Origin of the sequence: Corallococcus terminator, from assembly GCF_049194865.1 — a bacterium.
Classification (GTDB): domain Bacteria; phylum Myxococcota; class Myxococcia; order Myxococcales; family Myxococcaceae; genus Myxococcus; species Myxococcus terminator_A.
This window is the reverse complement of record NZ_JBLZWL010000001.1, coordinates 327,891-353,288: the sequence shown is the minus strand read 5'-3', so window position 1 is coordinate 353,288 and position 25,398 is coordinate 327,891. Positions and strand designations below refer to the sequence as shown.

Annotated in this window: 17 protein-coding genes; 9 read left to right on the top strand and 8 right to left on the bottom strand. The window is 69.5% G+C overall.

What is annotated here, in order from left to right:
* Positions 1-40: 40 nt before the first annotated feature.
* Together ACN469_RS01540 and ACN469_RS01535 are read left to right on the top strand one after the other, a co-directional pair.
* A complete protein-coding gene (locus ACN469_RS01540; RefSeq protein WP_498763389.1) occupies positions 41-2,068 on the top strand; it encodes a S9 family peptidase in 2,028 nt (675 codons plus the stop codon).
* Positions 2,069-2,258: 190 nt separating this feature from the next.
* Positions 2,259-2,804, top strand: coding sequence for a hypothetical protein (locus ACN469_RS01535; RefSeq protein ID WP_498763387.1), 546 nt, complete (start codon positions 2,259-2,261; stop codon positions 2,802-2,804).
* Between the two features lie 18 nt (positions 2,805-2,822).
* Here the strand turns inward: ACN469_RS01535 and ACN469_RS01530 are convergent, their stop codons facing one another.
* Positions 2,823-5,531: a sensor histidine kinase gene (locus tag ACN469_RS01530; protein ID WP_498763385.1), complete on the bottom strand. Its 2,709-nt coding sequence runs from the start codon at positions 5,529-5,531 to the stop codon at positions 2,823-2,825.
* A gap of 228 nt (positions 5,532-5,759) precedes the next feature.
* Here ACN469_RS01530 and ACN469_RS01525 point away from each other — a divergent pair, with 228 nt between their 5' ends.
* Complete coding sequence (locus ACN469_RS01525) at positions 5,760-7,721, top strand: potassium transporter Kup (RefSeq protein ID WP_498763602.1); 1,962 nt, start codon at positions 5,760-5,762, stop codon at positions 7,719-7,721.
* Positions 7,722-8,298: 577 nt separating this feature from the next.
* Positions 8,299-9,321 carry a hypothetical protein gene (locus tag ACN469_RS01520; RefSeq protein ID WP_498763383.1) on the top strand — a complete coding sequence of 341 codons (1,023 nt, stop codon included), beginning with the start codon at positions 8,299-8,301 and terminating at the stop codon, positions 9,319-9,321.
* Here ACN469_RS01520 and ACN469_RS01515 read toward each other — a convergent pair whose 3' ends face one another.
* Positions 9,322-9,903: a TIGR02265 family protein gene (locus ACN469_RS01515; RefSeq protein WP_498763381.1), complete on the bottom strand. Its 582-nt coding sequence runs from the start codon at positions 9,901-9,903 to the stop codon at positions 9,322-9,324. It abuts the gene before it with no gap.
* Between the two features lie 62 nt (positions 9,904-9,965).
* Positions 9,966-10,703, bottom strand: coding sequence for a metallophosphoesterase (locus tag ACN469_RS01510; RefSeq protein ID WP_163871037.1), 738 nt, complete (start codon positions 10,701-10,703; stop codon positions 9,966-9,968).
* Between the two features lie 452 nt (positions 10,704-11,155).
* On the opposite strand from ACN469_RS01510, the gene ACN469_RS01505 reads away from it, so the two are divergent.
* From ACN469_RS01505 to roxB, 3 genes are all read left to right on the top strand, one after another.
* Positions 11,156-12,787 carry a golvesin C-terminal-like domain-containing protein gene (locus ACN469_RS01505; RefSeq protein ID WP_498763380.1) on the top strand — a complete coding sequence of 544 codons (1,632 nt, stop codon included), beginning with the start codon at positions 11,156-11,158 and terminating at the stop codon, positions 12,785-12,787.
* 25 nt (positions 12,788-12,812) lie between these two features.
* A complete protein-coding gene (locus ACN469_RS01500; RefSeq protein ID WP_498763378.1) occupies positions 12,813-13,895 on the top strand; it encodes a TolB family protein in 1,083 nt (360 codons plus the stop codon).
* Between the two features lie 190 nt (positions 13,896-14,085).
* The gene (gene roxB, locus ACN469_RS01495; protein WP_498763376.1) at positions 14,086-16,149 is read left to right on the top strand and encodes a rubber dioxygenase RoxB; all 2,064 of its coding nucleotides are present in this window, start codon (positions 14,086-14,088) and stop codon (positions 16,147-16,149) included.
* 18 nt (positions 16,150-16,167) lie between these two features.
* Here the strand turns inward: roxB and ACN469_RS01490 are convergent, their stop codons facing one another.
* The 3 genes from ACN469_RS01490 to ACN469_RS01480 all read right to left on the bottom strand — a co-directional run bounded on the left by ACN469_RS01490 (position 16,168) and on the right by ACN469_RS01480 (position 20,649).
* Complete coding sequence (locus ACN469_RS01490) at positions 16,168-18,144, bottom strand: sensor histidine kinase (RefSeq protein ID WP_498763374.1); 1,977 nt, start codon at positions 18,142-18,144, stop codon at positions 16,168-16,170.
* A gap of 202 nt (positions 18,145-18,346) precedes the next feature.
* Entirely contained in the window at positions 18,347-19,210 is an 864-nt protein-coding gene (locus ACN469_RS01485) for a carboxypeptidase regulatory-like domain-containing protein (protein WP_498763372.1), read from the bottom strand.
* A gap of 173 nt (positions 19,211-19,383) precedes the next feature.
* On the bottom strand, positions 19,384-20,649 hold the full coding sequence (locus ACN469_RS01480) for a hypothetical protein (RefSeq protein ID WP_498763370.1): 1,266 nt from the start codon (positions 20,647-20,649) through the stop codon (positions 19,384-19,386).
* Between the two features lie 276 nt (positions 20,650-20,925).
* Here ACN469_RS01480 and ACN469_RS01475 point away from each other — a divergent pair, with 276 nt between their 5' ends.
* On the top strand, positions 20,926-21,864 hold the full coding sequence (locus ACN469_RS01475) for a hypothetical protein (RefSeq protein WP_498763368.1): 939 nt from the start codon (positions 20,926-20,928) through the stop codon (positions 21,862-21,864).
* Between the two features lie 56 nt (positions 21,865-21,920).
* Here the strand turns inward: ACN469_RS01475 and ACN469_RS01470 are convergent, their stop codons facing one another.
* Complete coding sequence (locus ACN469_RS01470; RefSeq protein WP_498763366.1) at positions 21,921-22,592, bottom strand: DsbA family oxidoreductase; 672 nt, start codon at positions 22,590-22,592, stop codon at positions 21,921-21,923.
* Between the two features lie 162 nt (positions 22,593-22,754).
* The gene (locus ACN469_RS01465; RefSeq protein WP_498763364.1) at positions 22,755-23,756 is read right to left on the bottom strand and encodes an ATP-grasp domain-containing protein; all 1,002 of its coding nucleotides are present in this window, start codon (positions 23,754-23,756) and stop codon (positions 22,755-22,757) included.
* 78 nt (positions 23,757-23,834) lie between these two features.
* Here ACN469_RS01465 and ACN469_RS01460 point away from each other — a divergent pair, with 78 nt between their 5' ends.
* Complete coding sequence (locus ACN469_RS01460; protein WP_498763363.1) at positions 23,835-25,268, top strand: sigma 54-interacting transcriptional regulator; 1,434 nt, start codon at positions 23,835-23,837, stop codon at positions 25,266-25,268.
* Positions 25,269-25,398: the final 130 nt, after the last annotated feature.

The window sequence follows — 25,398 nt, the reverse complement described above, 5'->3', positions numbered from 1 at the left end:
GGCGCGACAGCCAGGACGCTGCTGGTAGCGTGCGCGCACCATGAACCCTGGACTGCTTCCACTCGTCGTGTCCCTGCTCGCCGCGCAGGCCCCCGCGTCCGCTCCAGCGGCGCAGGCCCCCAAGCCCCAGGCCGCCGCCAGCAAACCCTCGCAGGTGCCGGGAATCGCGCCGCTGCCCGGCCAGCCGAACCTGTGGGTGAGCAACGTGCCGCCGGTGCCGGACGCGCTCCGTCAGCGGATGGAGCAGTACCTGGAGGCCCGCTCCGCGTCGCTCGTGGACACCAGTGATGATGGCAAGCAGCTGCTCATCACCACGCGCTTCGCGGACACCAACCAGCTCCACCTGGTGGAGATGCCGATGGGCGCGCGCACGCAGCTCACCTTCGCCAAGGAGCCCATCAACAGGGCGCTCTTCCAGCCCGGCGACTCGAACGTCATCTACTTCCTGCAGGACAAGGGTGGCGGGGAGTTCTTCCAGGTGTTCCGGATGGACCGGCGCACGGGGCGCTCGGAGCTGCTGACGGATGGGAAGAGCCGACACTCGGGTGTGAGCGTCTCTCCGGATGGCCGGTGGCTGGCGTATGGCGGCACGGGTCGCAACGGCAAGGACACGGACGTGTACGTGGCGCCCACCGCGCAGCCTCGGCAGGCCCGTCGCCTCACGGAGCAGGAGGGCTCGTGGGCGCCAATCTCCTTCTCGAACGACGGCGCGAAGCTGCTGGTGGTGCAGAGCCGGGCCATCGACGACGCGGACCTGTACGTGGTGGACGTGGCCTCCGGCGAGCGTCAGCGAATCACTCCGCAGGAGGGCAAGGGCGGAGTCTCCGCCGTCGTCTTCGCGCACGATGGCAAGAGCGTGTACCTGGCGACGGACCGCTACAGCGACTTCGCGGAGCTGTACCAGGTGAACCTGGACAAGACGCCGCTCACCGCCGCGCCGGAGTCGCTGACCAAGGCCGTGAAGTGGAACGTGACGGACCTGGCCCTGTCGCCGGATGGCCGCAAGCTGGCGGTCGCCTTCAACGAGGATGGCTTCACCAAGGTGTCGCTGCTGGACACGCGCACCAAGGCCCTGTCGACCCTGGACTCGCTGCCCAAGGGCGTGGCGTTCGGCATCCACTTCCCGCTGAAGCGCTCGGACCTGCTGGCGCTGACGGTGGGGGATGCGAAGAGCCCCATGGACGTGTGGACGGTGGACTTGAAGTCGCGCAAGCCGACGCGGTGGACGCGCTCGGAGGTGGGCGGGCTGGACACGAGCACCTTCGTGGAGCCGACGCTGGTGCGCTACCCGTCCACGGATGGCGTGCAGGTGCCGGCGTTCCTCTACCTGCCCAAGGGCGCGACGGGGAAGGTGCCCGTCATCGTCAGCTTCCACGGCGGCCCGGAGGCGCAGAGCCTGCCCACGTTCAGCACCTTCGCGCAGTTCGCCACGGCGGAGCTGGGCATGGCGGTGCTGGTGCCCAACGTGCGCGGCTCGGATGGCTACGGCAAGGCGTACCGGGCCATGGATGACGGCGTGAAGCGCGAGCAGAGCCTCGCGGACATCGGCGCGACGCTGGACTTCATCGCCTCGCGCAAGGAGCTGGATGCCTCGCGCGTGGGCGTCTCTGGCGGCTCGTACGGCGGCTACATGACGCTGGCGTCGGTGGCCTTCTATCCGGAGCGCTTCAAGGCGGCGGTGGACGTGGTGGGCATCTCCTCGCTGCCCAGCTTCCTGGAGAACACGCAGGCGTACCGCCGGGACTTGCGGCGCGCGGAGTACGGCGACGAGCGAGTCCCCGAGGTGCGCAAGGTGCAGGAGCGCATCTCTCCCTTGGGCTCGGTGGCCAGGATTCGCGCGGCGCTCTACGTGCAGCAGGGCGCCAATGACCCGCGCGTGCCGCAGTCGGAGGCGGAGCAGGTTGTCCAGGCGGTGCGTCAGCGCGCGCCGGACGTCTGGTACATGCTGGCCACCGACGAGGGCCACGGCTTCCAGAAGAAGGACAACCGCGACTACGCGCAGATGACGACGATGATGTTCTTCGAGAAGCACCTGGGCGCGCCCCGGAGTCCCGAGGCCACGAAGTAGTCGCGAGCCGACAAGGCGGTGCCCCTGGAGGAGGAGCGAGCAGGCCTCCTCCGGGGAGCGCGCGCGAAGGGCCCGGCCCCCTGTGTCCGACGCAAATCCGAGGGGTTGCGGCGCGACGCATGTCGTCGCGGTATGAGATGCGCAGACTGACGTTCATGGGAATGTCAATCCAGGACGAGGAGCTTTCCCGATGAAGCGCTTTCTGAGCCCGCTGCGGCGGGGTGTGCTGGCGGTGGCAATCGTATTGGGGGCGGGAGTCGCGGTCTCGGCGCCGAAGGAGGACGCCATCAACCTGCGAATCGCCCGGCAGCAGTACAACCTGGTGATGACCGCAGAGAACGTAACGGGCCAGGACTTCCAGGTGGCGCGGACGCCCGGCGGGCTGCGGGGACAGACGTACCTGGGCGTCGTCGACTTGAAGTTCAAGGAGGGCGAGGTGAAGGGCTCGCTGGGCAGCGCCGTGGTGAACCTCAAGGTGAAGCGGGACGGCGACACGGTGGAGGCGGAGGGCGGCTTCGGCGGGCGTCCGGCGACCGTGAAGCTCTCCAAGGATGAGCTGAAAATCTACATCCGCGACTGCACGTACCGGCTGAAGGCGCGGGAGCCGGGTCGCTTCTATGCGGGCAAGCGCAGCTGCGACACGTCGCTGGTGCCCGAGTCGGAGGTCTGGCTGCCGGACGAGTTCCTGGCGGCGAGCCCCGAGGAGAAGGTGTCCCTGTTGCTGCTGGCGCTGTGAGTCCAGGGCGCGGCGGCTTCAAGCGCGCGTGCGTGGCAGCTCCACGGTGAAGGTGGAGCCCACGCTCAGCACGCTGCGCACGGTGATGTGGCCGCCCATGGCCTCCACAATCTGGCGAGAAATCCACAGGCCCAGGCCGAAGCCGCCGTAGTTGCGCTCGGACACGGCGCGCTCGAAGCGGTGGAACAGCCGCGACAGGTGCTCCTCGCCAATGCCGATGCCGCCGTCGCGGACCTCCACGCGCACGGTGGCCTCGTCCTCCGTCAGCGCCACGTGCACCGGATTGCCGCGCCCGTACTTCACGGCGTTGGACACCAGATTCGTCAGCACCTGGTCGATTCGCAGCTTGTCCCAGAGCCCCGGGGCCTCCGGCGCCAGTCGCAGCTCCAGCGGGGTGCCCGTGCGCTCCAGCTCCGGCTCGAAGCGCTCCACCACCTCGCGCACCAGCGCCACCAAATCCAGCGGCTCCGGGCTCAGCTCCAGGCGTCCGGCGCTGATGCGGGACACGTCCAAGAGGTCGTGGATGAGCTGCGTCTGCCGCTTCACCTGGCGGTCGACGACCTTCAGCGCGCGGCCCAGTCGCTCCGGCGTCAGCCCGGCGGGAGCGCGCGCCAGGCCCGCGAGCAGGCTCTGCACCTGGAGCTGCAGCGCGCTGATGGGCGTCTTCAGCTCGTGGCTGGCGATGGAGAGGAACTCCTCGCGCAGCCGGATGGCCTGCCGCGCCTCGCGATAGAGGCGCGCGTTGTCGATGGCCAGCGCCGCCCGCCGCGCCAGCTCCTGCGCCAGGGCCAAATCTTGCGCGTCGTAGTCCCTCTTCGAGGTGACGAAGCTCAGCGCGCCCAGCGTCTGCCCTCGCACCTGGAGCGGCACGCACAGCCACGCGAAGCAGCTGCCCGCGCCGGCGGGGCGTACACACTCCGGGGCGTCCTCGCTCAGTCCCGTGCGCAGCTCCGCCTCTCCGGAGGCCACCACGCGCGCGACGACGAGCAGGCCTGGCGAGGGGTGTCCGTCCAGCGCGCGGTACTCCTCGCTCGCGTGGGCCGCGGCCACGCACTTCACCTCGCCGGCCTCGTCCGCCAGGAACACGCCGCAGCACTCCGCGTAGGACGGCACCGCCAGCTGCGCCACGCGCTCCAGCGTCTCCTCCTGCTCCAGGCTGGTGGCCAGCACGCCGCCCGCCTCGGCCAGGAAGCGCTGCGCCGCCTCGCTGCGATGCCGCTCGGTGACGTCCACCGCCATGCTCAGCACCTGCTCCGTGCCGCCCGCGGAGGGCTGCACCAGCGCGGTCCACAGCGCCACCTGCAGCGGCGTGCCGTCCTTGCGCCGCCGCTGCATCACCGCGCCGCCCAGCGACTCGCCCCGGCCGGCCTTCTCGAGGTTGCGGCGGAACTCGTCGTGCTTGCCCTCGGGCACCACCGGCAGCACGGTGCCAATCACCTCCTCCGCCGTCCACCCGAAGATGCGCTCCGCGGCCGGGTTCCACATCCGCACCGTGCCGTGGATGTCCACCAGGATGATGGAGGCGGGGGAGGCCTGGATGATGGCCGCCAGTCGCTCGTTGGCCTCGGCCAGCTCCGCGCGGGCGCGCTGCTGCTGCTCCAGCAGTCGGGCCCGCGCCACCGCTTGTCCGCCGTGGTGGGCCAGCAGCTCCAGGAAGGCGCGCTCGTCCGAATCGAAGACGCGCGCCTCGGAGAACGCGAACAGCAGCACCCCCAGCGCGCGGCCCTCCACCAGCAGCGGCAGGCACACCGAGGCGGGCGCGGGCTTGCGCACCACCCGGTGGCGCGTCTCATCCACCTCCGGGTAGCGCTCCGCCAGCGCCTCCGGGGACTCCAGCCACACCGGCCGCGCCTCCAGCAGCGCCTCCACCATGGGGGTCCGTCCCTCCAGCGGCAGCACGCCGAAGGCCTCCATGAAGGAGCGCGGGTCCTCGTAGCCGGTGCACCTCAGGAGTCGCGCGTGCCCCGCCTCCACCCGCCACAGCGCGCCGCGCGCCGCGCCCACCGCCTCCACGCCCTGCTCGACGATGACCTCCGCCACGCGCTCCGCGGACAGCACCTGGGACAGCTCCGCCGTCACCCGCTGGAGCCGGGACAGCCGGCCCGCGGCGACCTCCGCCGCCTGCCGCGCCTCCTTCTCCGCCGCGTAGGCGCGCGCCACGTCCAGCGCCAGCGCGGCGCGGTCCGCCAGTTCCTGGAGGAGCAGCTGCTCTCCCGCCTCGCCAGCGCGCTCCGCCGTCGGGTCCTTCCACACGGTGAGGGTGCCCAGGCTCCGGCCGCGCGCGCGCAGCGGCAGCACCATCAACCGGGTGAAGGGGAAGTCCTCCAGGAGCCCATGCTGCTGCGGAGGCACCAGGCGGCGCAGCGCCTCCGGGTCCGAGTCCGCCAGCCACAGCGCCTCGCCCGTGCGCAGCACCTCCTGGGACGGGCCTTCGTCCGCGCGCACCGCGGGAGGGCTGAGCGTCTGGAACAGCAGCCGGGCCTCGGGCGTGGAGGCCGCCGAGGCCACGGTGCGCAGCCAGAGCCCGTCCTCGGACAACAGCCGCAGCGTGCAGGCGGCGCCGAGCAGCGGCACCACCAGGGCGCACAAGCGCTCCATGACGGCGGGGGGCTCCAGGCTGGCGTCGGCGAGCACCCGCGACGCCTCCACCAGCAGCGCCAGCCGCTCCTCCACCTCCGGGGCGTGGGCCCCGACATGCCGCGCGTCTCCGTACCGGGCTGCTGCCATGGTTGATTGCGCCCCCGCGGCGGCATGGGAGCACGGGAAGGCAGGCGGGAGATTCCCCTGAAGGCGCCCCCCGGGCCTCCGTCATGGCTAACCAACATACGTCCAGTCCGGACTGTTCGTAGGGGACGCACGCTCCGTCGTACACCAACGGGTGGAGGCAGCGAGGGCCACTCAGGCATACATGGGCTTACCCAAGCGTTGGAATCCACGGAGCGGCGCTCCGCGTCCATTGCTACCCCCAGGCGTTCGGTTAAAGGGGGGACCGTGAAAGCCACCACCACCGGAGTATCGGGCGGCGAGGCGGTTCGGGAAGGCCCCGACTCCCTCAAGCGCACGGCACTCCTGGCCCTCGGGGCCCTGGGCATCGTCTACGGCGACATCGGGACGAGCCCCCTCTACGCGCTGCGCGAGTGCTTCACCGGCCCGCACGGCATCCACCCCACGCCTGAGAATGTGCTGGGGGTGCTGTCGCTCATCTTCTGGTCCCTGCTCATCATCGTCTCGGTGAAGTACCTCATCTTCGTGATGAGGGCGGACAACCGGGGCGAGGGCGGCATCCTCGCGCTGATGGCGCTGGTGATGCAGCGGCAGAAGGGACAGCAGGCGCACACGGCGCGGCCCGTGCTCATCACCCTGGGCATCTTCGGCGCGGCGCTCCTCTATGGCGACGGCCTCATCACCCCGGCGATTACGGTGCTCAGCGCGGTGGAGGGCCTCAGCGTGGCCACGCCCGTGTTCGAGCCGTTCATCGTCCCCATCACCCTGGCCATCCTCACGGTGCTCTTCCTGGTGCAGCGGCACGGCACGGCGGGAATCGGCGCGGTGTTCGGCCCGGTGATGTGCGTGTGGTTCTTCACGCTGGCGGCGCTGGGCGTGAAGGAGCTGGTGCACAACCCCGCGGTGCTGGGCGCGCTGTCGCCCACGCACGGGGTGATGCTCTTCGTGCACAACGGCTGGCACGGCTTCCTCGTGCTGGGCGGCGTGTTCCTTGTCGTGACGGGCTGCGAGGCGCTCTACGCGGACATGGGCCACTTCGGGTGGAAGCCCATCAAGCGCGCCTGGTTCTTCGTGGTGCTGCCGGCGCTGATGCTCAACTACCTGGGCCAGGGGGCCCTCCTGCTGCGTGACGCGAGCGCCGCGCGCAACCCCTTCTTCCTCCTGGCTCCGTCGTGGCTCTTGTACCCGCTGGTGGCGCTGTCCGCGGTGGCGGGTGTCATCGCCTCGCAGGCGCTCATCTCCGGGGCCTTCTCGCTGACGCGCCAGGCGATGCAGCTGGGCTACAGCCCGCGCATGGAGGTGGTGCACACCTCGGCGGAGGAGATGGGGCAAATCTATCTGCCGGGCATCAACTGGGCGCTGATGGTGGGCGTCTTCACGCTGGTGCTGACGTTCCGCTCCTCCAGCGCGCTGGCGTCCGCGTACGGCATCGCGGTGTCCACGACGATGGTCATCACCTCGTTCATGGCCTACGTCGTCGCGCGCGAGCGCTGGGGCATCAGCCGCAAGCTGGCGATGCCGGTGGCGGGCCTCTTCCTCGTGGTGGAGCTGGCCTTCTTCAGCGCCAACGCGATGAAGCTGGCGGACGGCGGCTGGTTCCCGCTGCTGCTCGCCGTCATGGTCTTCACGCTGATGACCACGTGGAAGCGCGGGCGCGACATCCTCGCGGCCAAGCTGCGCTCCTCGAGCATCCCCTTGAAGGAGCTGCTGGGCAGCTTCGGCGACCACCCGCCCTTGCGGGTGCCGGGCACCGCCATCTTCATGACGGGCAACGCGGAGGGCACGCCCCCGGCGCTCTTGCACAACCTGAAGCACAACAAGGTGCTGCACGAGCAGGTGGTGCTGCTGACGATTCTGTCCGAGGACGTGCCCCACATCCCCGCCGCCGAGCGCGTGGAGGTGGAGCCCCTGGAGCAGGGCTTCGTCCGCGTCGTCGCCACCTACGGCTTCATGGAGAACCCCAGCATCCCGGACGTGCTCAAGCGCTGCCGGGAGAAGGGGCTCCAGTTCCAGCTCATGGGCACCAGCTTCTTCCTGGGCCGGGAGACGCTGATTCCCACCAAGCGGCCCGGTATGGCCGTCTGGCGCGAGGCCCTCTTCGCCTGGATGAGCCGCAACGCCCGCAGCGCCACCGCCTACTTCCGGATTCCCCCCAACCGGGTGGTGGAGCTGGGCAGCCAGGTGGAGCTGTAGCGAGCCGTAGCTCCCGGCCCCCGTCTTCCTGGGGGGCCGGGCTTTCGCACAGAGCACGCCGAGCACGCTGGAGCGCTCTTCCACCCAGGCCACCTCCCGACAGGTGAGGGCCGGCTGGAAATGCCCCGGAAATTCCCCCCCCGGAAAACCCAGCCCCGCTGGAAAAGGCGTCCACCGGCCTGGAATGGGTGGTTGGACTGGAATCCTGCCGGTCCACCATCACTTTCCCTACGGTGTCCGGAAAGACGCGTTGCGTCCGAGCACTCAGTGACGATGTAACTCTGCGGAAACACTGCCCTGGCTCGGGCGATAATGGGGTGTGTTCAACCCCACTTGTCGCCCTGACGCCATGCGTTGGGTGTGGGTTCTGGGTGTCCTTTGACACACTCCAGGTGACACGAAACGGTGATTTTGTCCTGCCAGGACATAAAATTACCGCACCCCTGGCAACCCTGGGCCTGTTTGTGCGATGATATTTCCACCGGACAGAAATAATCCTGTACGGATGAAAGCCTGCTCGTTTACAGTGCTTTCAGGTGTCGCGCACAACCCCGTGTCCGAACTGAGGTCATCCCCCATGCTCGACGTCGCCTCCTCCTCGATCCTCTCCTCCGGTCTCTCCTCCACCGCGCCGTCGGCGACGCCCTGGACCGAGCAGCCCCTGCGCGACTGGTCGAACCTGGCCCCGCACACGGTGCTGAGCGCGCAGGAGCTGTACCCGCGGATCTGCGTGCGAGACCCGTACTTCGCGCTGAAGGACGTGACGGTGATGGGGAAGGGCGAAGTGGTGGCGCGCATCCCGGTGCAGCAGGACCCGGACGCGGAAGCGGGCCTCATCGGAATCGCCGAGGCGGGGCGGCACCTGGCGATCCTGGGCTCCTGCGCCTCGGCGCTGGTGACGCCCAAGGACGGGCAGCACTTCTACCTGGCGTGCGGCGCGCGCGGTGAGTGGCTGCGCCGCGAGCCGATGGCGCGCTCCACGGACCTGCTCTGGGGCCTGGCGCAGGCGAGCTTCACGGGCAAGCGGACCGCCACGGCGCGCACGCTCTTGTCCGCGCCGGACGGCACCCCGGTGTTCCGCCTGGAGGTGGACTACAACGTGCTGTCCGCCGCCGCCTTCACCCGCCTGTTCGGCGAGGCCCGCGTGGAGCTGCGCAGCGAGCCCCGTCGCGACGACGGCGTGCAGCGCACCCCGGAGGAGTGGGCGCGCATGCGGCAGAACCCGTATGGCAAGTCGCTGGCCCTGCGCGACTGGCGCCCGGATGGTGAGAGCCTCACCGCGTCCCTGGGTCCCGTGACGGCGGAGATGTGCAAGGGCCACTTCGCCCTGCACCCGGTGATGCCCGTGGCCATTGTCGCCAGCGGCATGACGCGCGTCGCGACCACGCTCCTGCGCAAGCTGGAAGGCGCGCCGTGGGCCCGCGTGCTCGCCAAGAACGTGAACCTCAAGGCGGACAGCCTCGCGTACGCCGGCCAGACGGTGGTGTTCGGCGCCGCGCGCCGCTCGCACGATGGCGCCGACCACGTCTTCACCTGCCAGGCGTCCGTGGGTGAGCGCGTCGTCGCCGAGCTCGACGTCACCTTCGAGCGCGTGGAGTAATCACTCCCACGTGATGTCGTAGTCCACGCGGTCGATGCCCTGTGGATGGGCCTTCGCCGTGCCAGTCAATCCCAACACCTTCAGCGCGCCAGTGAGAATGCCCTCGTGATACGCGGGAGGCAGCATGTCTCGACGCACCCTCAACGTGCCGGACTTGGGTCCCGTCGTCACATACTCGCGGGTGCCGTACGTGACGGCCGCGCTGTAGCCCATCTGCGCTCCAGAGAAGAGCTTCTGGGGGTCTCCCCGGGAGATGATGCCGAAGATGAGCATCCCCGGGCCGGTGGAGTAGCGCGTGACATTGGACTCGCCGCACGCGTGATACACGGTGTTCTCAGGACCCATCTCCTGCTCGAGCGCGTCCGCCGCGACATAGAGCAGGTTGAGGAACTCCTGCACCGGATAGGTGCGCAGGTCCGAGTAGTCCTTCGACAAATCACCGACGCGCAGTTGCTCCAGTGCGGCGAGGCCCGCCCGCTGCTGGACCATGCTGAACACCGCCTTGAAGAACAGACCGCGCACCGCGTCGCCGGGCTGGGTGGCCGCGAGGCGCGCGGCGAGCTCGGCTTTGTTGGACGGCATGTCTTCAGCTCCTGCTCCGGCCCGTGCTCAGATGATGGACGCCCGCTCAGCTTAACCACACTTCACACCTCGTCGAGCAGCATCGGCTTGAAGCCCGCCGCGTCGCACGAGGCCAGCACGTAGCGCACGCCCGCGCGCTCTCCGGTGAAGCCCGCCGGGATTCCCGTCGAGTGCAGGTGGCCGTACACGCAGACCTTCGGCTTGAAGGCTTCAATCGGCTCGCTGAACGCCGTGGGCTTCTCGTTCGCGTACAGCGGAGGGAAGTGCACCGCGGCCACGCGCACCAGCGGCGTGCGACTGGCCGCCTCCTTCTTCTTCGCGTCCTCGATGGACGTCGCGAGCCGCCGCGTCTCCCGCTCCACGTAGCCGTCGTTGACGGGCTCGTCCCCCATCTCTCCACCAGGCATGGGGGGAGCCTCGGGCGCCGTCCACAGCCGTGTGCCGGCAATCACCCACGGCCCCATCACCGCCGCGCTGTTGTGCAGGAACGCCTCCAGCGTGCGGAACGGCTCCAGGAGCTTGCGCAGCTTCGACGCCGAGTCGCCCCACCAGTAGTCATGGTTGCCGCGCACCAGCAGCTTGCGCCCCGGCCGCGCGTCCAGCCACGCCAGGTCGTCCATCACCTCGTGCGCGCGCGTCGCCCAGGAGATGTCTCCCGCGACGATGACCACGTCGTCAGGCCGCACCATCTCGTCCCACGCGCGCTGGAGCGGAAGCGGGTGGTCCGTCCACCCGAAGCGATGCATGTCCTTCTGTCGCGTGGAGGGCAGATGCGTGTCGCCAATACCGAAGAGCCGCATGCGCCCCCTCATACCGGATGATTCAGCCTTCGGGCCCCAGAACTCCACGCGCCCCGAGCCCCTCGCCTGTCTCCCTCGCAAACCCCCACCCGCGCCCTCAATCCGGTCGGAGGATAAAAGACGAGGAATACAAGAAATGTCGTAAAATCAGTTTACGCCGGGGCTGTCTCGAAATGCGCCACTGCGACAATGACGGCCATTTCGAGGGTGCGTTGAAGTAGGTCTGATGTGGGCATGTTCGTCATTTCAGTGGGTTGAAGTGTTCAGTCGAATTTCGCGGACCGGGGCGGGGTGGGGAGAGGTGGAGCATGGATGCTCCACCTTGGAGGTCGGTCAGGGGTGAAAAGCGGGGAAGAAGGGGCTGGCATGCATGCTGCTCAAGGGGCCGCGCTGCGCCGCTCCCGTGGACGGGGGCGGACCGAAGAGCTGCTGACCCCCTCGAAGGAGCTCCCATGCACGTGTTGTGTAAGACGTTCGCGGCCACCGCCGCGGCCCTGGCCCTGTCCGCCTGCGGACCGCAGCCAGAGGCGCCGCCGCCAGAGGCCCCTCCGGCTTCGACGGAAGTTCCCTCGGGCGCGGCGGATGACGCGGCCCGCGCGGTCGCCGATTCGGCCCGTCGTACGCCGACGGAGCTGGACGCGCTGTTCGCGCAGGCGGCGAAGGAGTTCGACGTTCCGGTGAGCCTGCTCAAGGCCATCTCCTATACGGAGACGCGCTGGGAGCACGTGAAGGGTGAAGAGGAGTTCGAGGGCCGCCCCGCGGCGTTCGGTCTGCTGGCCCTGCGCGGCGCCAAGGTGACGGACGGCGCGGCGCTGGCGGGTGTCTCCGCCGAGGCCGTGCGTGACGACCGGCTGGCCAACCTGCGCGCTGGCGCGGCGCTGTTGTCGAAGTACGCCGCCGAGGCGGGCATCGACCGGAAGGACCTGGGCGCGTGGGCGCCTGTCGCCGTGCAGCTGACGGACATCACCGACCCGGACGTGCAGGCGCACTACGTCCACAACGAGGTGTTCGCGGCGCTGCGCGAGGGCGCGGGCGCGTTCACCCCCGAGGGCAAGGTGGCGGTGTCGCTGGACGCCGCGGCGGTGGAGGCGAAGTTCGCCCTGCCGAAGATGCAGGCGCTGGCGGCGGGCCCGGACTACGGGGCCTCCATCTGGCGGCCGTCGCCCAACTACAACGCCCGTCCTTCGGGCACCAACGTGTCGATGGTCGTCATCCACACGTGTGAAGGCGGCTACGCCGGCTGCTGGGGCTGGCTGGTCAACTCCGCGTCGGGCGTGAGCGCGCACTACGTGGTCAACGAGAGCGGCAGCGAGATTTCGCAGCTCGTGCGCGAGTCGGACCGCGGCTGGCACGTGGGCGCAAGCTACGCCTGCAGCCTGAACGGCAGCGTGGACTGCGGCCTCAACGGCGTGTCGGTGAACCACTTCTCGGTGGGCATCGAGCACGGCGGTTTCGCCAGCCAGACGTCCTTCCCCGCGGGCCAGATTGACGCGTCGGCGAAGCTGTCCTGCGACATCACCAAGGGACAGACCATCACCCGCGACAGCTACCACATCGTCGCGCACGGCAGGCTCCAGCCGTCCTCGCGCACCGACCCGGGTCCGAACTGGCCGTGGAGCAGCTACATCGCGAAGATCAAGAGCTACTGCGGCGACGGCGGCACGCCCACGGGCACCATCATCGTGGACAGCCACAACGCGAACAACGATGCGACCAAGGCGCGCACGGACGTGCCGGCGTCGTGGGCGTCGGGCACCAGCGCGGGCTACTACGGCAGCGGCTACTACTACGCCGCCACGCAGCCCATCTCCGAGCCGGTGGTGTTCAACTTCTACATGGCGTCCGCGGGCTCGAAGACCATCGACGGGTGGTGGGTGGCCGGCACCAACCGCTCTCCGTCTGCGCCGTTCATCATCAGCCACACGGGTGGCGACAGCACGGTGACGGTGAACCAGCAGGCCAACGGCGGCGCGTGGGTCGCCCTGGGCACGTACAACTTCGCCGCGGGCTGGAACCAGGTGAAGCTCAGCCGCTGGGCCACTGAAGGCTACGTCGTCATGGCGGACGCCATCCGGGTGCGATGACGTGAGGAAGCAAGGCCGAGAACGGATGCCGCGTTCCTGGCCGTGGCGAGCGCGGTGGAGTCTCGCCGCGCTCGCCGTGCTCGGCGTCGGATGCTCCGGCCGGTGTGGCGGAGCGTCGGGCGCCGGGCCGCTGTCGAAGGAGGAGGCACGCGCCATTCCGGGCGTCGTGGTCTTCCTGTCGGAGCGGGCGGGACAGAAGGACGTGTGGCAGGTGAGTCCCGACGGGACGGAGACGCAAATCACCCGAGGTCCCGAGGACGACTACCCCGGCCCGGTGTCCCCGGATGGGAAGTCGCTGCTCGTGGTGGCCGTGCGCGAGCAGGGTGGGATTCAGTTCCAGCAGCTCCGGGTGCAGCCCCTCGCGGGGGGAGACGCGGTGCCGCTGCATGCGCCCAGGGCCCGGGCACGCAACGCGAGCTGGGCGCCGGATGGCGCGTGGCTGGTGGCGGAGTCGGATGCCCAGGGCTTCAGCGACCTGGTGCGCCTGGAGCCGCGCGCGGGCGCGCCGGAGGTGCGGCTGACGCAGGTGAAGGAGGGCTGCTTCGAGCCCGCCGTCTCACCGGACGGCAAGGAAGTGGCCTTCGTGTGCAGCCGCGAGGGCGACCCCGAAATCTACGTGACGAAGGCGGACGGCACCGAGGAGCGGCGGCTCACCGCCTTTCACCGTGAGGACCGCTCTCCCTTGTGGAGTCCGGACGGCCAGTGGCTCGTCTTCGTCAGTGACCGGGAGGACAAGGAGCGACTGTACCTGGTGCGTCCGGATGGCTCGGATTTGCGCGCGGTCTCTGGGAGCGGCTACTCCGGCGACGAGCGCGAGCCGGCCTTCAGCCCGGATGGCCAGCGCCTGGTGTACGTGAGCCGCGCGCCGGAGGGCCTCAGTCGTCTCTGGGCGGTTCCCGTGTCGGGCGGGGCGCCAGTGGCATTGACGGACGGCAAGCACCGCGACGACATGCCGGCGTGGAGCCCTGACGGGAAGTACCTGGCCTTCACCTCGGAGCGCGAGGACAACACGGACGTGTACCTCATGCGCGCCGATGGCAGCGGCCAGACGCGGCTCACCTCCGCGAAGCAGCCGGACTGGCTTCCTCGCTGGGTGGCGCGCCGCTGAACCGACGAGCGTGATTCCCGCATGACGCAGGACCTCGGACGGTGCGCCTGGTCGACCCCAGGCACACCGTCCGCCCCGGATGGGCTCGCCCATGTCGGGCTGCCTTGACGTGCTGGTTTTCCCGTATTGACGGACTGTCAATAGCGACTCATCGTGTCGATGACGATGCGCCGCGAAGCAGGAGGAGCTCATGCCCGTCGAGAGGATGCCGTTCGTCAGCAGCAGTGCCACCGCGCCGTTCGTTCGCGTACTGGCTGTCGTGGCGACGCTGGCGGTGCCTGGAGTGGGTGCCGCGAGTGACTTGCTGGGGAGCAGCCGCGGTGGCTCGGTGCAGTGGGAGTTCTGTTACGGCAAGCCAGACAGCGCGCTCTTGCCAGCGGACCCTCGAACGCTGGTGCAGCCCGGAATCAGTGACGGTCGGGCGGTGCACTTCAATGCCTGGTGGAAGAACTGTCATGTCGACCCGGGGGCGGTGCAGGAGCAGGGGCCGGCACAGACGTGTGGCCAGCTGCGTGCGCGCTTCACCCATGGCGAGGGGTTGCTGACCAACGGACACCCTGGCGTGGGCGTGCTCTTCACCGGCACCGACTACACGGTGCCCGAGGCGGCGTTCGGCATCGCCACCTTCAGCGCGGCGCAGTACAACGAGCTGTGGCGCGTCTGGGGCTTTCCCTTCCGTCCCGACAACTTCGACGCCCTGGTCGCCCAGCGCTACGGGTCGGGGCTGAGCACCGAGCGCAATCCCTATCCCTTGCCCGGGCAGTTCCCGAAGCTCTCCAACGGCGGGAGCGGGCAGCTTCCGCAGATGCTCACGCAGCTGCGCAATCCGGACGGAAGCTGGAGCGGCCGCATGGGCGTCACCTGTCACGCCTGCCACAGCGGCGTGGTGGGCAAGCCCGGGGATGGACCGGGCCTCGGGGTGCAGGTGGGCGGCGGCAGCAGCCTGGCGGACCTGGATTTGTTCCTGAGTGACTTGTTGCCCTTGGGCTACCCGGCGTCGCTGGCCACGTTCCTGAACCTCAACCGCACCCGGGGCACCAACAACGCCAGCGACATCAACCTCGCCTTCCTGTTCCCGGACGAGAAGCTGCTGACGCCGTCCGAGGTGCTTGGCCTCATCAACTCCGGGTCGACCGCCGGAATGGATACGCCCGCCTGGTGGAACATGGGGCACCGGCCGGTGAAGTTCGTCGACGGCGTCTTCCCGATGGATGCGCCGCGCGTGGACATGGTGTTCTACACGCCGTTCATCGGCCTGTTCGGAAGCGCCGGCGGGCCGTTGAGCGAAGCGGGACAGGACTGGATGCGGGACAACGGCCCGGCGCTCAACACCTGGGTCGAGTCCCTCAAGTCACCGCCCTATCCGCTGCCCATCAACCAGACGCTGGCCGAGCAGGGCGCGGTGTTGTTCCACACGCTCGACATGTGGGCACCGCAGCGCAACAACGCCGTGTCGCGGCCACAGGGCAACGGCTCGTGCGCGAGCTGCCATGGGGCCTACGCGCCTCGCTACGTCAAGGACCCGGCCTTCCTCGCGACCCCGGCGCTGGAGGGCATGGCGAGCTACATCACTCCGCTGCGCATCATCGGCACCGACCCGGTCCGGGTGAACACCAACAACGCGGCGGTGCAGTCCGCGGGCGCCAAGAACTTCTTCGGCTATCCCTCGACGGCTGGCACCGCCAACGACTGTGGTCCGCAGAACCAGCCGCACATCCGTGGCAATCGCGAACTCGGCTACCTGGCGCCGCCGCTGTACGGGGTCTGGGCCACCGCGCCGTACCTCCACAACGGCTCGGTTCCCAACGTGTGGGAGGTGCTCAAGCCCGCGGACCGCAAGCCCATCTGGCGCCGGGTCTCCGCACCACCGCGCTGGGACCAGCCGCTGGTCGTCATGGGCTTCGACACGGACCTGCAGCGCGCCTACGACGCCACCCGGCTCGGCTGGAAGTACGACACCATCCCCTGCAAGTGGCGCGGGCCGTTGAACCCGGCGGTGTCTCCGTACATCAACTGTCAGCCGGGGGATGAGTTCACCACGCCCCTGGCGCAGGAGCTGATGAACGTGCTCTTCAGCAACCTGGTGGTCTCCTGGAACATCCTCTTCCCGCCCACCCGCACGCGGCAGCAGATGGAGGACCGGAAGATCTTCAACAGCAACGCCTTCGGCCAGGACAACGGCGGACACGCGTTCAACTCCGTGCTCACCGACCCGGAGCGGCTGGCCCTCATCGAGTACCTCAAGACGCTGTGAGTCTGGCCCAGGCCGGCCTCACGCGAGTCCCTTCGAACCGGGCCCCTCTGGACGACGGAGGGGCTCCGGGCTCGGAGGGGCCGTGGGCACGCTGAAGCAGAAGGTGGCGCCCCGGCCCGGCTCGCTCTCCACCCAGATGTGGCCGCCGTGCGCCTCGATGATGAGCCGGCAGATGTAGAGCCCCAGCCCCAGTCCTTGTGTGTCGGACGCGCTGCCCTGTCGCGTCCGGTAGTACTTGTCGAAGACGTGCTCGGTGTCCTCGCGCGCCAGGCCCGGGCCCTCGTCCCGCACCGACACCACGACGCGGCCCTCGCGGAGTGACGCGCGCACCAGCACGGGCTTGTCGGGCGGGCTGTACTTGGCCGCGTTGCCCAGCAGGTTGGACAGCACCCGCTCCAGGCGGCGCGCGTCCACCCACGTCAGGGGCAGCGGCGTCGCCACCTCCAGGCGGAAGCGCTCGCGCAGGTCCGGAGGGACGTCCCGCTCCAGCACGTCCTCGAGGAAGCGCGCCACGTCCGTCGGCTCGCGGCGCAGCTCGATGCCGCGGGACTCCAGGCGCGAGCCCTCCAGCAGTTCCTCAATCATGGAGCTCATCCACGCCACGTTGCGGAGGATGGCGTCCGTGAGCGCCTCCTCGCGAGAGAGCTGTCGCTCCTTCAGCTCGCGCAGCAGCATGCTCGCGCGCAGGGTGATGCCCTGGAGCGGGTTGCGCAGGTCATGCGAGATGAGGCTCACGTACTCTTCGCGCAGCCGCTCCAGCTCGCGATACGGCGTCTGGTCATGGCCGGTGATGACCACGCCGCGCTGCTCGCCTTGCGGCCCGAACACGGGCGCGGCGGTGATGAGCACGGGCGTCGTCACGCCATCCGGGCGCACGACGAGGACTTCGACGGGGCCCACCACCTTGCCCGTCTGGGTCGCCAGGGTCGAAGGCAGCTCCGCCAGCGTCAGCGGCCGTCCATCCGGATGACGCAGCCGGCTCAGGTAGGCGCCGCGCTTCGCGCTTTCGGGGAGCGGCCCGAGCATCGTCTCCGCGAAGGGGTTGGTCACCAGCGTGCCCCGCTCCGGGTCGCTGAAGAGCACCCCCACCGGCGCGTGATTCAGCACGGCCTGGAGCAGGCCTCGCTGCACCTCCGCTTCCTCGCGGGCGGCCCGCCGTCCCTCCTCCAGCGTGTCGAGGGCCCGCGCGGACAGCAGCACCAGCACGACGCCTCCCGCGCTCAGCAGGATGGCGAAGAGGGGGAGCTTCGCCTCGCGCCCGAGCAGCCCCTCCATGGCGAGCAGGGCCAGCGCCGCGCCCAGGAGCGAGGGCCCCAGCAGCGCCACGGGGACCAGCCGCCGCGCGAGGAAGCCGCCCAGGGTGTCCCGCGTGATGCGCCCCGCGAGGCCCCGCTCCGGGCGGATGCAGAGCAGGCCCGCGCCCAGCAGCAGCACCGCCAGCGCCGTGTACAGGCCCATGCCGCGTCGGGGAGGAAAGGCCTCGCCATCCAGCGCGAGGAGGGGGCCGAACAGCAGCCCATTGAAGCCCAGGAGCGCGAGCAGCATCGCCGCCATGACGAGCCCGTCCCGCCACGCCTGCCGCTTCCCGGAGCTCCCCGGTATCAACAGGACAATGCCCAGGAAGAGCAGGCAGAGGGGCGTGAGGGGTGAGGGGCGAATCGTCGCGCTGAGGACGCCAAACGTCCGCGCGAGGAACGCCTCCAGCGCCAGCGGCAGGCCCGCCACTTCCTGCAGCAGGCTGACGAGGGCGATGAGGCACATGCCCACCGCGCAGAGGGAGGAGAGCAGGCGGCGCGTGGGGGAGGGGCGAGTGGGCAGCCGCAGTCCGAGCGCCATGCCTCCGAGCACCAGGGCGACGCCCGTGCGAGGCGCCGTCATCGGCAGGCCGGAGCTCTCCGGCCACGGTGAGTGCGCCGCGAAGACCCAGCTCGCGAGGGAGGCAAGCCCCAACAGCGACGTACCCGCCGCCGCGACCCAGGCGAGCGCGCGGGCCATGGCCTGGCTATGGGGCTGGGCCCTCCAGGTCCGGTTCATCGGCGTCCCCCCGGAACGCACGGGTGCTTCCGTCAAGGGCGGGCGGCCGTGTCACTCGCGACGGCCCGTTGCCTCGCTCCTCGCGCACCTGTCAGGACATGGATGCGCATGCGCGGCGCGTCCCGCGTCGCACGGCGGGGCAGGGTGCCCGCTCGATTACCGCTCACGGGGGCGGATGGAGTCCAGGGTAGAGGGTGAGCACCAGCCCCCAGCCGGGAGCGACGGCCACGTTGCGCGCGACGTACGCATCCTCGCCCTCCACGCCCAGCCGGAACGTCTCCGCGTCCCCGGCGGTGTGCACGTAGAGGAACAGGCCGTCCGCGGACGTGCCCACCTGGTTGACGCCGTTCAGGTCCGACGTCGGATAGTAGATGCGCTCCGTCAGCTCGCTCCGGTCCGGCACCACGCGCACGCCCGCGCGAGGCTGGCCGTTCTCGTCGACGACGCGGCCCAGCGCGAAGCCCGCGTCTCGCAGCGTGTGGGCCCGGTCTCCGGTGTGACCGCGCAGCAGCGGCTCACCCATGGCAGTGCCCAGCGCGTCGTGGAACGACTCCGGCACCGCCCAGGCGCTCGACTCGATGACGTCGGTGCGAGGCCGCGCTCCGGTGAAGACGCTGTCGTAGACGACGGTGACGGTGCGCACGAAGCCGGGCCCGCTCAGTCCCACGCCAAGCCCCTGGTGCACCTCGCGCACGGGGACCTCCGTCACGGCGAAGGCGCCGTCCTCCTGGAGCGCGCCCGCGCCGAAGGTCGCGTTGACGTCATTGACCGCCACCCGCAGCGGCTCCTCGATGACGACGGGCATGCCGCCGAGCGAGGGCACCGGCTGGCCCAGCGACGTGAGCAGTCGCTCGGCCTCGGGCAGCACCCGTGCCTGCCCGCTGACGCGGATGCGCAGGTTGTCCAGGTCCACCGACTCGGCGTCCTCGGTCTGGAAGCCGGGGTCCGGGGCAGGGCCGCCGGAGCCGCAGCCGGACGACGCGAGCCCGAGAAGTACACAGGATGCCAGCAGGAATGGACGCTTCATCGGTTGGCAACATTTCCATGCCCCCGTCGCGCGGCAATCCACCCGCGAACGCTCCGTCCCCTGTCCGACGACTCAAAGACAGACACCGGGCCGGTCACTCGCCTGTGAGGGACGAGGGACGCGGCCCGGTGTCGGAAATCCATCAACCGTGGTGGGCGGAACCGCCCGGAGGCTCAGCGCCAGCCGCCCTTGTTGTCCCGGGAGCCGCCCGAGCTGCCACGACCACTCGGCGCCGAGGAGCCGCCACCCGAGCTCTTCGGGGCGCTGCTGCCGCCACCGCTGCCCCAGCTTCCACCGGAGCTCCGGCTTCCGCCGCTGCTCCCACCGCTGCTGCTCCCACCGCTGCTGCGTCCGCCACCGCTGCTTCCGCCGCTGCTGCTCCCACCGCTGCTGCCGCGTCCGCCACCAGTGCCCCAGCCGCCGGTGCTCCCGCCGCTGCTGCCCCCGCCGCTGCTGCCCCCGCCGCTGCTGTTTCCACGGTCGTTGTCGTTGTCGCGGTTGCCTCGGCCATAGCCACCACCGGAGTTGCCACCACCGGAGCTGCCGCCACCCGAGCCGCTGCCGCCCGGAGGCGTACCGCCGTTGTACCCGCCACCACCGGAGTTGCCGCCACCGGAGCTGCCGCCACCGGAGTTGCCACCACCATTGTTGCCGTAGCCGCCGCCGGAGTTGCCACCGCCAGAGCTGCCGCCACCCGGGGTGCCGCCACCGTTGTTGCCGTAGCCGCCACCGTTGTTGCCGCCACCCGAGCTGCCCCAGCCGCCGCCGTTGTTGTCGTCATCGCGGTCTCGCCCCTGGCCGCGCCCGGGACGCGAGCCGCCGCGGTCATCGTCATTGTCCCGCCCGCTGTTGCCCCGGCCGTAGCCACCGCCGTTGTTGTTGTCCCGGTCATACCGGGAGCCGCCGCGCGGAGGCTGCGTGCCCCAGCCGGTGCCGGAAGGAGGAGGCCGGTTCGAGGGACGGTCGTCGTTACGAGACACCGAGCCGCGAGAAGCGGGGCGCGACGTGGACCGGCTGTAGCCGTAGCCCGCGGAGGCGCCATGGGTCCGGTCATACACGTAGCCGCGGCTGCGCTCCCAGCGGTACGCCCGGCCCGCGTTCGGGTAGTAATCGTGCGAGTGGCGCCCGTGCAGACCGCACGAGGCCCCGAGCGGATCCAGATGGAAGTCCCAGTACCAGACCATCGTTGGCCCTCGGTAGTAGTAGACGTCATCCGTGTAGGTGTATTGCGTCTCGGCCGGGCGGTAGCCGTGCGTGTGGACGTGGTCGTACGGGCACCAGCCGCCGCCGTCGTTGTCCGGAATGGGGTGGTCGCCCGAGAAGCGGTAGTCCACCACCGCCACCACGGAGCGGCGGGCGGTGGGGCCGTGATAGTGGGCGTAGCAGCCCGTCCCCATCATCAGGGCGAGAGGGATGGCGAGTGCGAGCAGTCGGCGCATGTGACGAGTCTCCCGTGCGAAGGGCACTTCCAGCCAGTCCCTCTTCGCGACCACGGGCTGATGACGGGCCGTCCGGAAGGAAATTCACGCCCGGCCTCTTCTTGCCCGCCTGCTTCCTCCTTAACCGTGCCTGTGCCCTGGTGAACACCGTGCCGGCTGGTGTAGGTGCGGTGGGCGCGCGACCTGAGTGCCGGGGCCTTCCGGACCCGTCGCGCGAGGAGAAAGCCACCCATGTCGGATTCGGATTTTGGTCGGGGGAGGGGGGCGTCGTGCCCGTTGCACCCGGATCACCTCGCGCAGCGGACCTGTACGCGCTGCGGCAACTTCATGTGCGAGACGTGCAGCGAGAACGGCACGCAGCCGCACTGTCCCACCTGTCGTGAGCGCGAGGGCCTGGGCCGCGCCTTCCCGTTGGACCGCGGGAACTGGTCCATCGGCGGGTTGGTGGACGTGTGCTGGGACCGGTTCAAGCGCGAGTGGGTGATGCTCAGCGTGGCCGCCATCATCTTCTTCGCGGCCTCGATGCTGGGCAGCTTCATCTCCCAGATGATGTCGTTGGTCGGCGGCATGTCGGGCAGCACCGCCGTCATCGTGGTGACGACGCTCGTGGGCGCCGTGGCCTCCTGGGTGATTCAGGGCATGGTGTCCCTGGGCATCACCCGCATGTGCCTGGACGTGCTCCAGGGCCAGCGCGCGGACCTGGGGCGGATGTTCTCCCAGCTCTCCAAGCTGGTGCCCTACCTGCTCACCCTCCTGCTGTCGTTCGTGGTGATGCTCCCTGTCATCATCCTCAGCCTCGGCGCCGCGCTCGCGGTGTTCGTCGGGATGTCGGGCGTGTCGCCCGCTGAGCTGTTCTCGGGAGAGGAGCTCAATGTGCTGCTGTCGGGCACTCCGCTGCATGTGTTCTGGGCGACGATCGCCACGGGCGGCGTGCTCTACTTCTTCCCGGGAATGTGGCTCCTCATGCCGCTGGTGCTCATGCAGCCGGCGCTCGTGGATGTGGAGAACCCAGGTCCCGTGGAGACGCTGAAGCGCTGCTTCGCCGCCGCGAAGGGGCAGCGCTGGGGCATGTTCGGCACCATGGCCCTGGGCGCCGTCGCCTTCATGGTGGGCGTCATCCTCTGCTGTCTGCCAGTCCTCCCCGCGCTGGGCTTCTTCCAGCTGCTGCTCGCGGGCCTCTACCTGTCGCTGAGCAAGGGCGCGGAAGAAGTCTGACGTCGGTCGCTCATCGGGGCCCGCGAAGGGATGCGGGCCCCGGTGCGGTCCGTGCGTCAGTGCACCAGTCGCTCGGCGGAACCCGAGCGGGGCGCGGCCACCCGGCCCATACAGGCCAGGATGTGCTCGCGGTACTCGGTCAGCTCGCGCAGACCGCACAGCATCCACCGCCCGCCGATGACGAGCGTGGGCACGCCGCGCACGCCGCGAATCGCCGCGTCGCGGTGCTCATCCAGGATGAGCCGGCGCGTCTCCTCGGAGCGGAAGGCGGCGGAGAACTCGTTCATCGCCAGGCCCACGCGCGACGCCAGCTCGAACACCACGTCCGACCGCGACACGTTGACGCCTTGCTCCAGCGCGGCGCGCTGCATGGCCCGCGCGAGGAAGGCTCGCGCTTGCGGCCCTTGTAGTCGCGCGGCCTCCAGCGCGGCCAACGCCGGCACGCTGCTGCGGGGTGGGTCTCCGCCCAGCCACAGGTCCGTGGACAACAGCGGAGCGGTCTGGTCCGACTCGCGTTGCGCACGCTGCACTTCTTCCACGAGGCCGCGCTTCTCGCGCTCCGTGGGAAGCACATCGTGCACGCGAAGCGGATAAGGCCTCACGCTCCAGCGGACGGCGTCGCCCAACTCCTGGCGCAGAACGTCCAGGCGCAGGTCGGCGAGATAGCACCAGGAGCACAGCACATCCTGGTACACGGTGATCTGCAGCGGCTTGTGCAGCGTTTTCATGGGGGGCCGCCAGATTAGAGGCCGCGCCGCGCTGCTGCCAACTCCCCATGACACTCGGGCCTCAAATGCATTCCTGTGTTCTTGAGGAGCATGCGAGGTGGCTTTGGCCCAGGCTGCTCGCTTGCTTGAGGGCGTGCGAGCAACCTCGAAGGCCCTGGCGCGCTACTCGCCGTAGGCCTGTGAACCACTGGACTTCGAACCCGCGTAAGCCAGCGCGTGGTCGATGATTTCTCCCGCGATGTCGTGCCCCGTCGCGCCCTCCAGTCCCTCGAAGCCGGGGCTGGAATTGATCTCCATCAACCGGGGTCCGGCGTGCCCCTCCAGCATGTCCACGCCAGCGACCTCCAGGCCGATGATGCTCGCGGCCCGCACAGCGGCTTCCATGTACGCGGGGGGAAGCTCGATTGCCTGCCCCTCACCGCCGCGGTGGATGTTGGAGCGGAACTCGCCCTTCTTCGCCTTGCGGCGCATCGCGCCCACCACGCGCCTGCCCACCACGAGCGCTCGCACGTCCCGGCCCTCGCTCTCCGCGACGAACTCCTGGAGCACGATTTCCTGACCCAGGTCCCAGAAGGTGTCGAGGATGGTCTGCACCTCCGGCAGCGTGTGAGCAATCATCACTCCCACGCCCTGCGTGCCCTTGATGAGCTTGATGATGACGGGCAGCCCACCCACTTCCTCCACCAGCCGGCGCACGTTGCTGCGGTCATGCGCCATCAACGTGCGCGGGATGTCCAGTCCGGAACGCGACAGGAACTGGAGCGCGCGCAGCTTGTCCCGGCTGCGTGCGATGGACGACGGAGGGTTGAGTACTGGAACACCCATCATCTCGAAGTGGTTCACCACCGCCAGCCCATAGGCGGTGATGGACGCGCCGATGCGCGGCACGACGACGTCCACGCCCCGTATCTCCACACCGCGGTACGTCATACGCGGTGCGCCTTGCGCGAGCAGCAGGCAGCAACGCAATGTGTCCAGCACCAGCGGCCGGTGGCCCCGCTCCCGAATGGCGGACACCAGCCGGCGTGTCGAATAGAGCGAACGCTTCCGGGACAAGATGGCCACCGTCTTCTTCACGCGTGAACGACGCGGCGCGGGGCGCTCGGGTGCCGGGGACCCAGGCGTGGCCGGGGCCTTCTTCTGCTGGATTTTTCGGGGAGACATGGGCGGAGCACCCGAGCGTAGCATGTACCGCCGGACGGGGCGGGTGACGTGGTTCGCGTTTGCTATCCTCGGATGCAGATGAGCGCGACAGATCCGCACCCCGACGACATCCACACCAGCCCCGGAGATGCCGCCGGGTTAGACCTTGCCCACTCCCCGTTGCTGGGGGAGACGCTCGTGGTGGACCCGCGTACCACGGTGAAGCTCCACAAGTGTCGGCTGGCCGTGGCCTCCGGGCCGGACACCGGACGCTCCGTCGTCAGCGACAAGGAGCGCCTTCGCTGCGGCGCGCACCCGGGCAATGACCTGGTGCTCGTGGAGGACCGCACCGCCAGCCGTCACCACTTCGAAATCCAGTTCACCGAGCGCGGCTATCTGCTGGTGGACCTGGGCTCCACCAACGGCACGTTCCTGGACGGCCGCAGAATCGAGCGCGCCTACCTCTCACCGGGCTCGCAGATTCGCGCGGGCTCGTCCGTGCTCACCTTCGCGCCGCTCGATGAAGAGGTCACCATCGAGCCGGACCGCGACGGCGAGCTGTGCGGCATGGTCGGCCAGAGCATGAAGATGCGCCAGATATTCGGGCTCATCAAGAAGATCGCCCCGCTCGACGTGTCGGTCATCATCCAGGGCGAGACGGGCACCGGCAAGGAGCTGGTGGCGCGCGCCATCCATGAGCTGTCGGGGCGCAACAAGTCGCCCATGGAGGTGCTCGACTGCGGCGCCATTCCGCCCAACCTCATCGAGAGCGAGCTGTTCGGCCACGAGAAGGGCGCCTTCACCGGCGCGGTGAGCGGACGCCCCGGCGCCTTCGAGCGCGCGCACGGCGGCACCATCTTCCTGGACGAGCTGGGCGAGCTGCGCCTGGACCTGCAGCCCAAGCTGCTGCGCGTGCTGGAGAACCATGAAGTCCGCCGCGTGGGCGGCAACGACGTCATCGAGGTCAGCTGCCGCGTCATCGCGGCGACGAACCGCGACTTGATGAAGGAGATTCAAGCGGGCAACTTCCGCGAGGACCTCTACTTCCGCCTGTCGGTGATAACGATTCAGCTGCCGCCGCTGCGCCAGCGCCGCGACGACATCCCCCTCATCCTCAAGGAAGCCCTCGCGGACCCGGAGGTCGTCCTCAAGCACGGCAAGAAGCGCTTCTCCCCGGAGTCCATGAGCCTGCTGATGTCCTACGCATGGCCGGGCAACGTGCGCGAGCTGATGAACGTCCTGTCTCACGTGCTCACGTTCAGCGAGGGCGAAGAAATCCAGCCAGCCAGTCTTCCACCTCGGGTTCGGGGCCAGGCTCGGGAGGGGCCGCTGCCGTTCAACGAGCACCTCTCCTTCAAGGACGCCAAGGAGCAGCTCTTGGAGAACTTCGAGCGGGAGTACGTCACCAGCGTCCTCACCCGCTGCGAGGGGAACCTCTCCCGCGCCGCTCGGGAGAGCGGGCTGCACCGCAAGTCCATCGAGCGGCTGGTGAAGAAATATCAGCTCGATACCAAGGGCATGAAGTCCCGGTGATCCACACCCCTGGGGTCATCCCGCCCCGGGGACACCGTGTGACACATGTGACACATGGCCTGACCCTGTAGCACCGCTCGCACCGGGGGAGACCGACCGTTGACGACGGGCAAGTTGACGTATGTCTTCT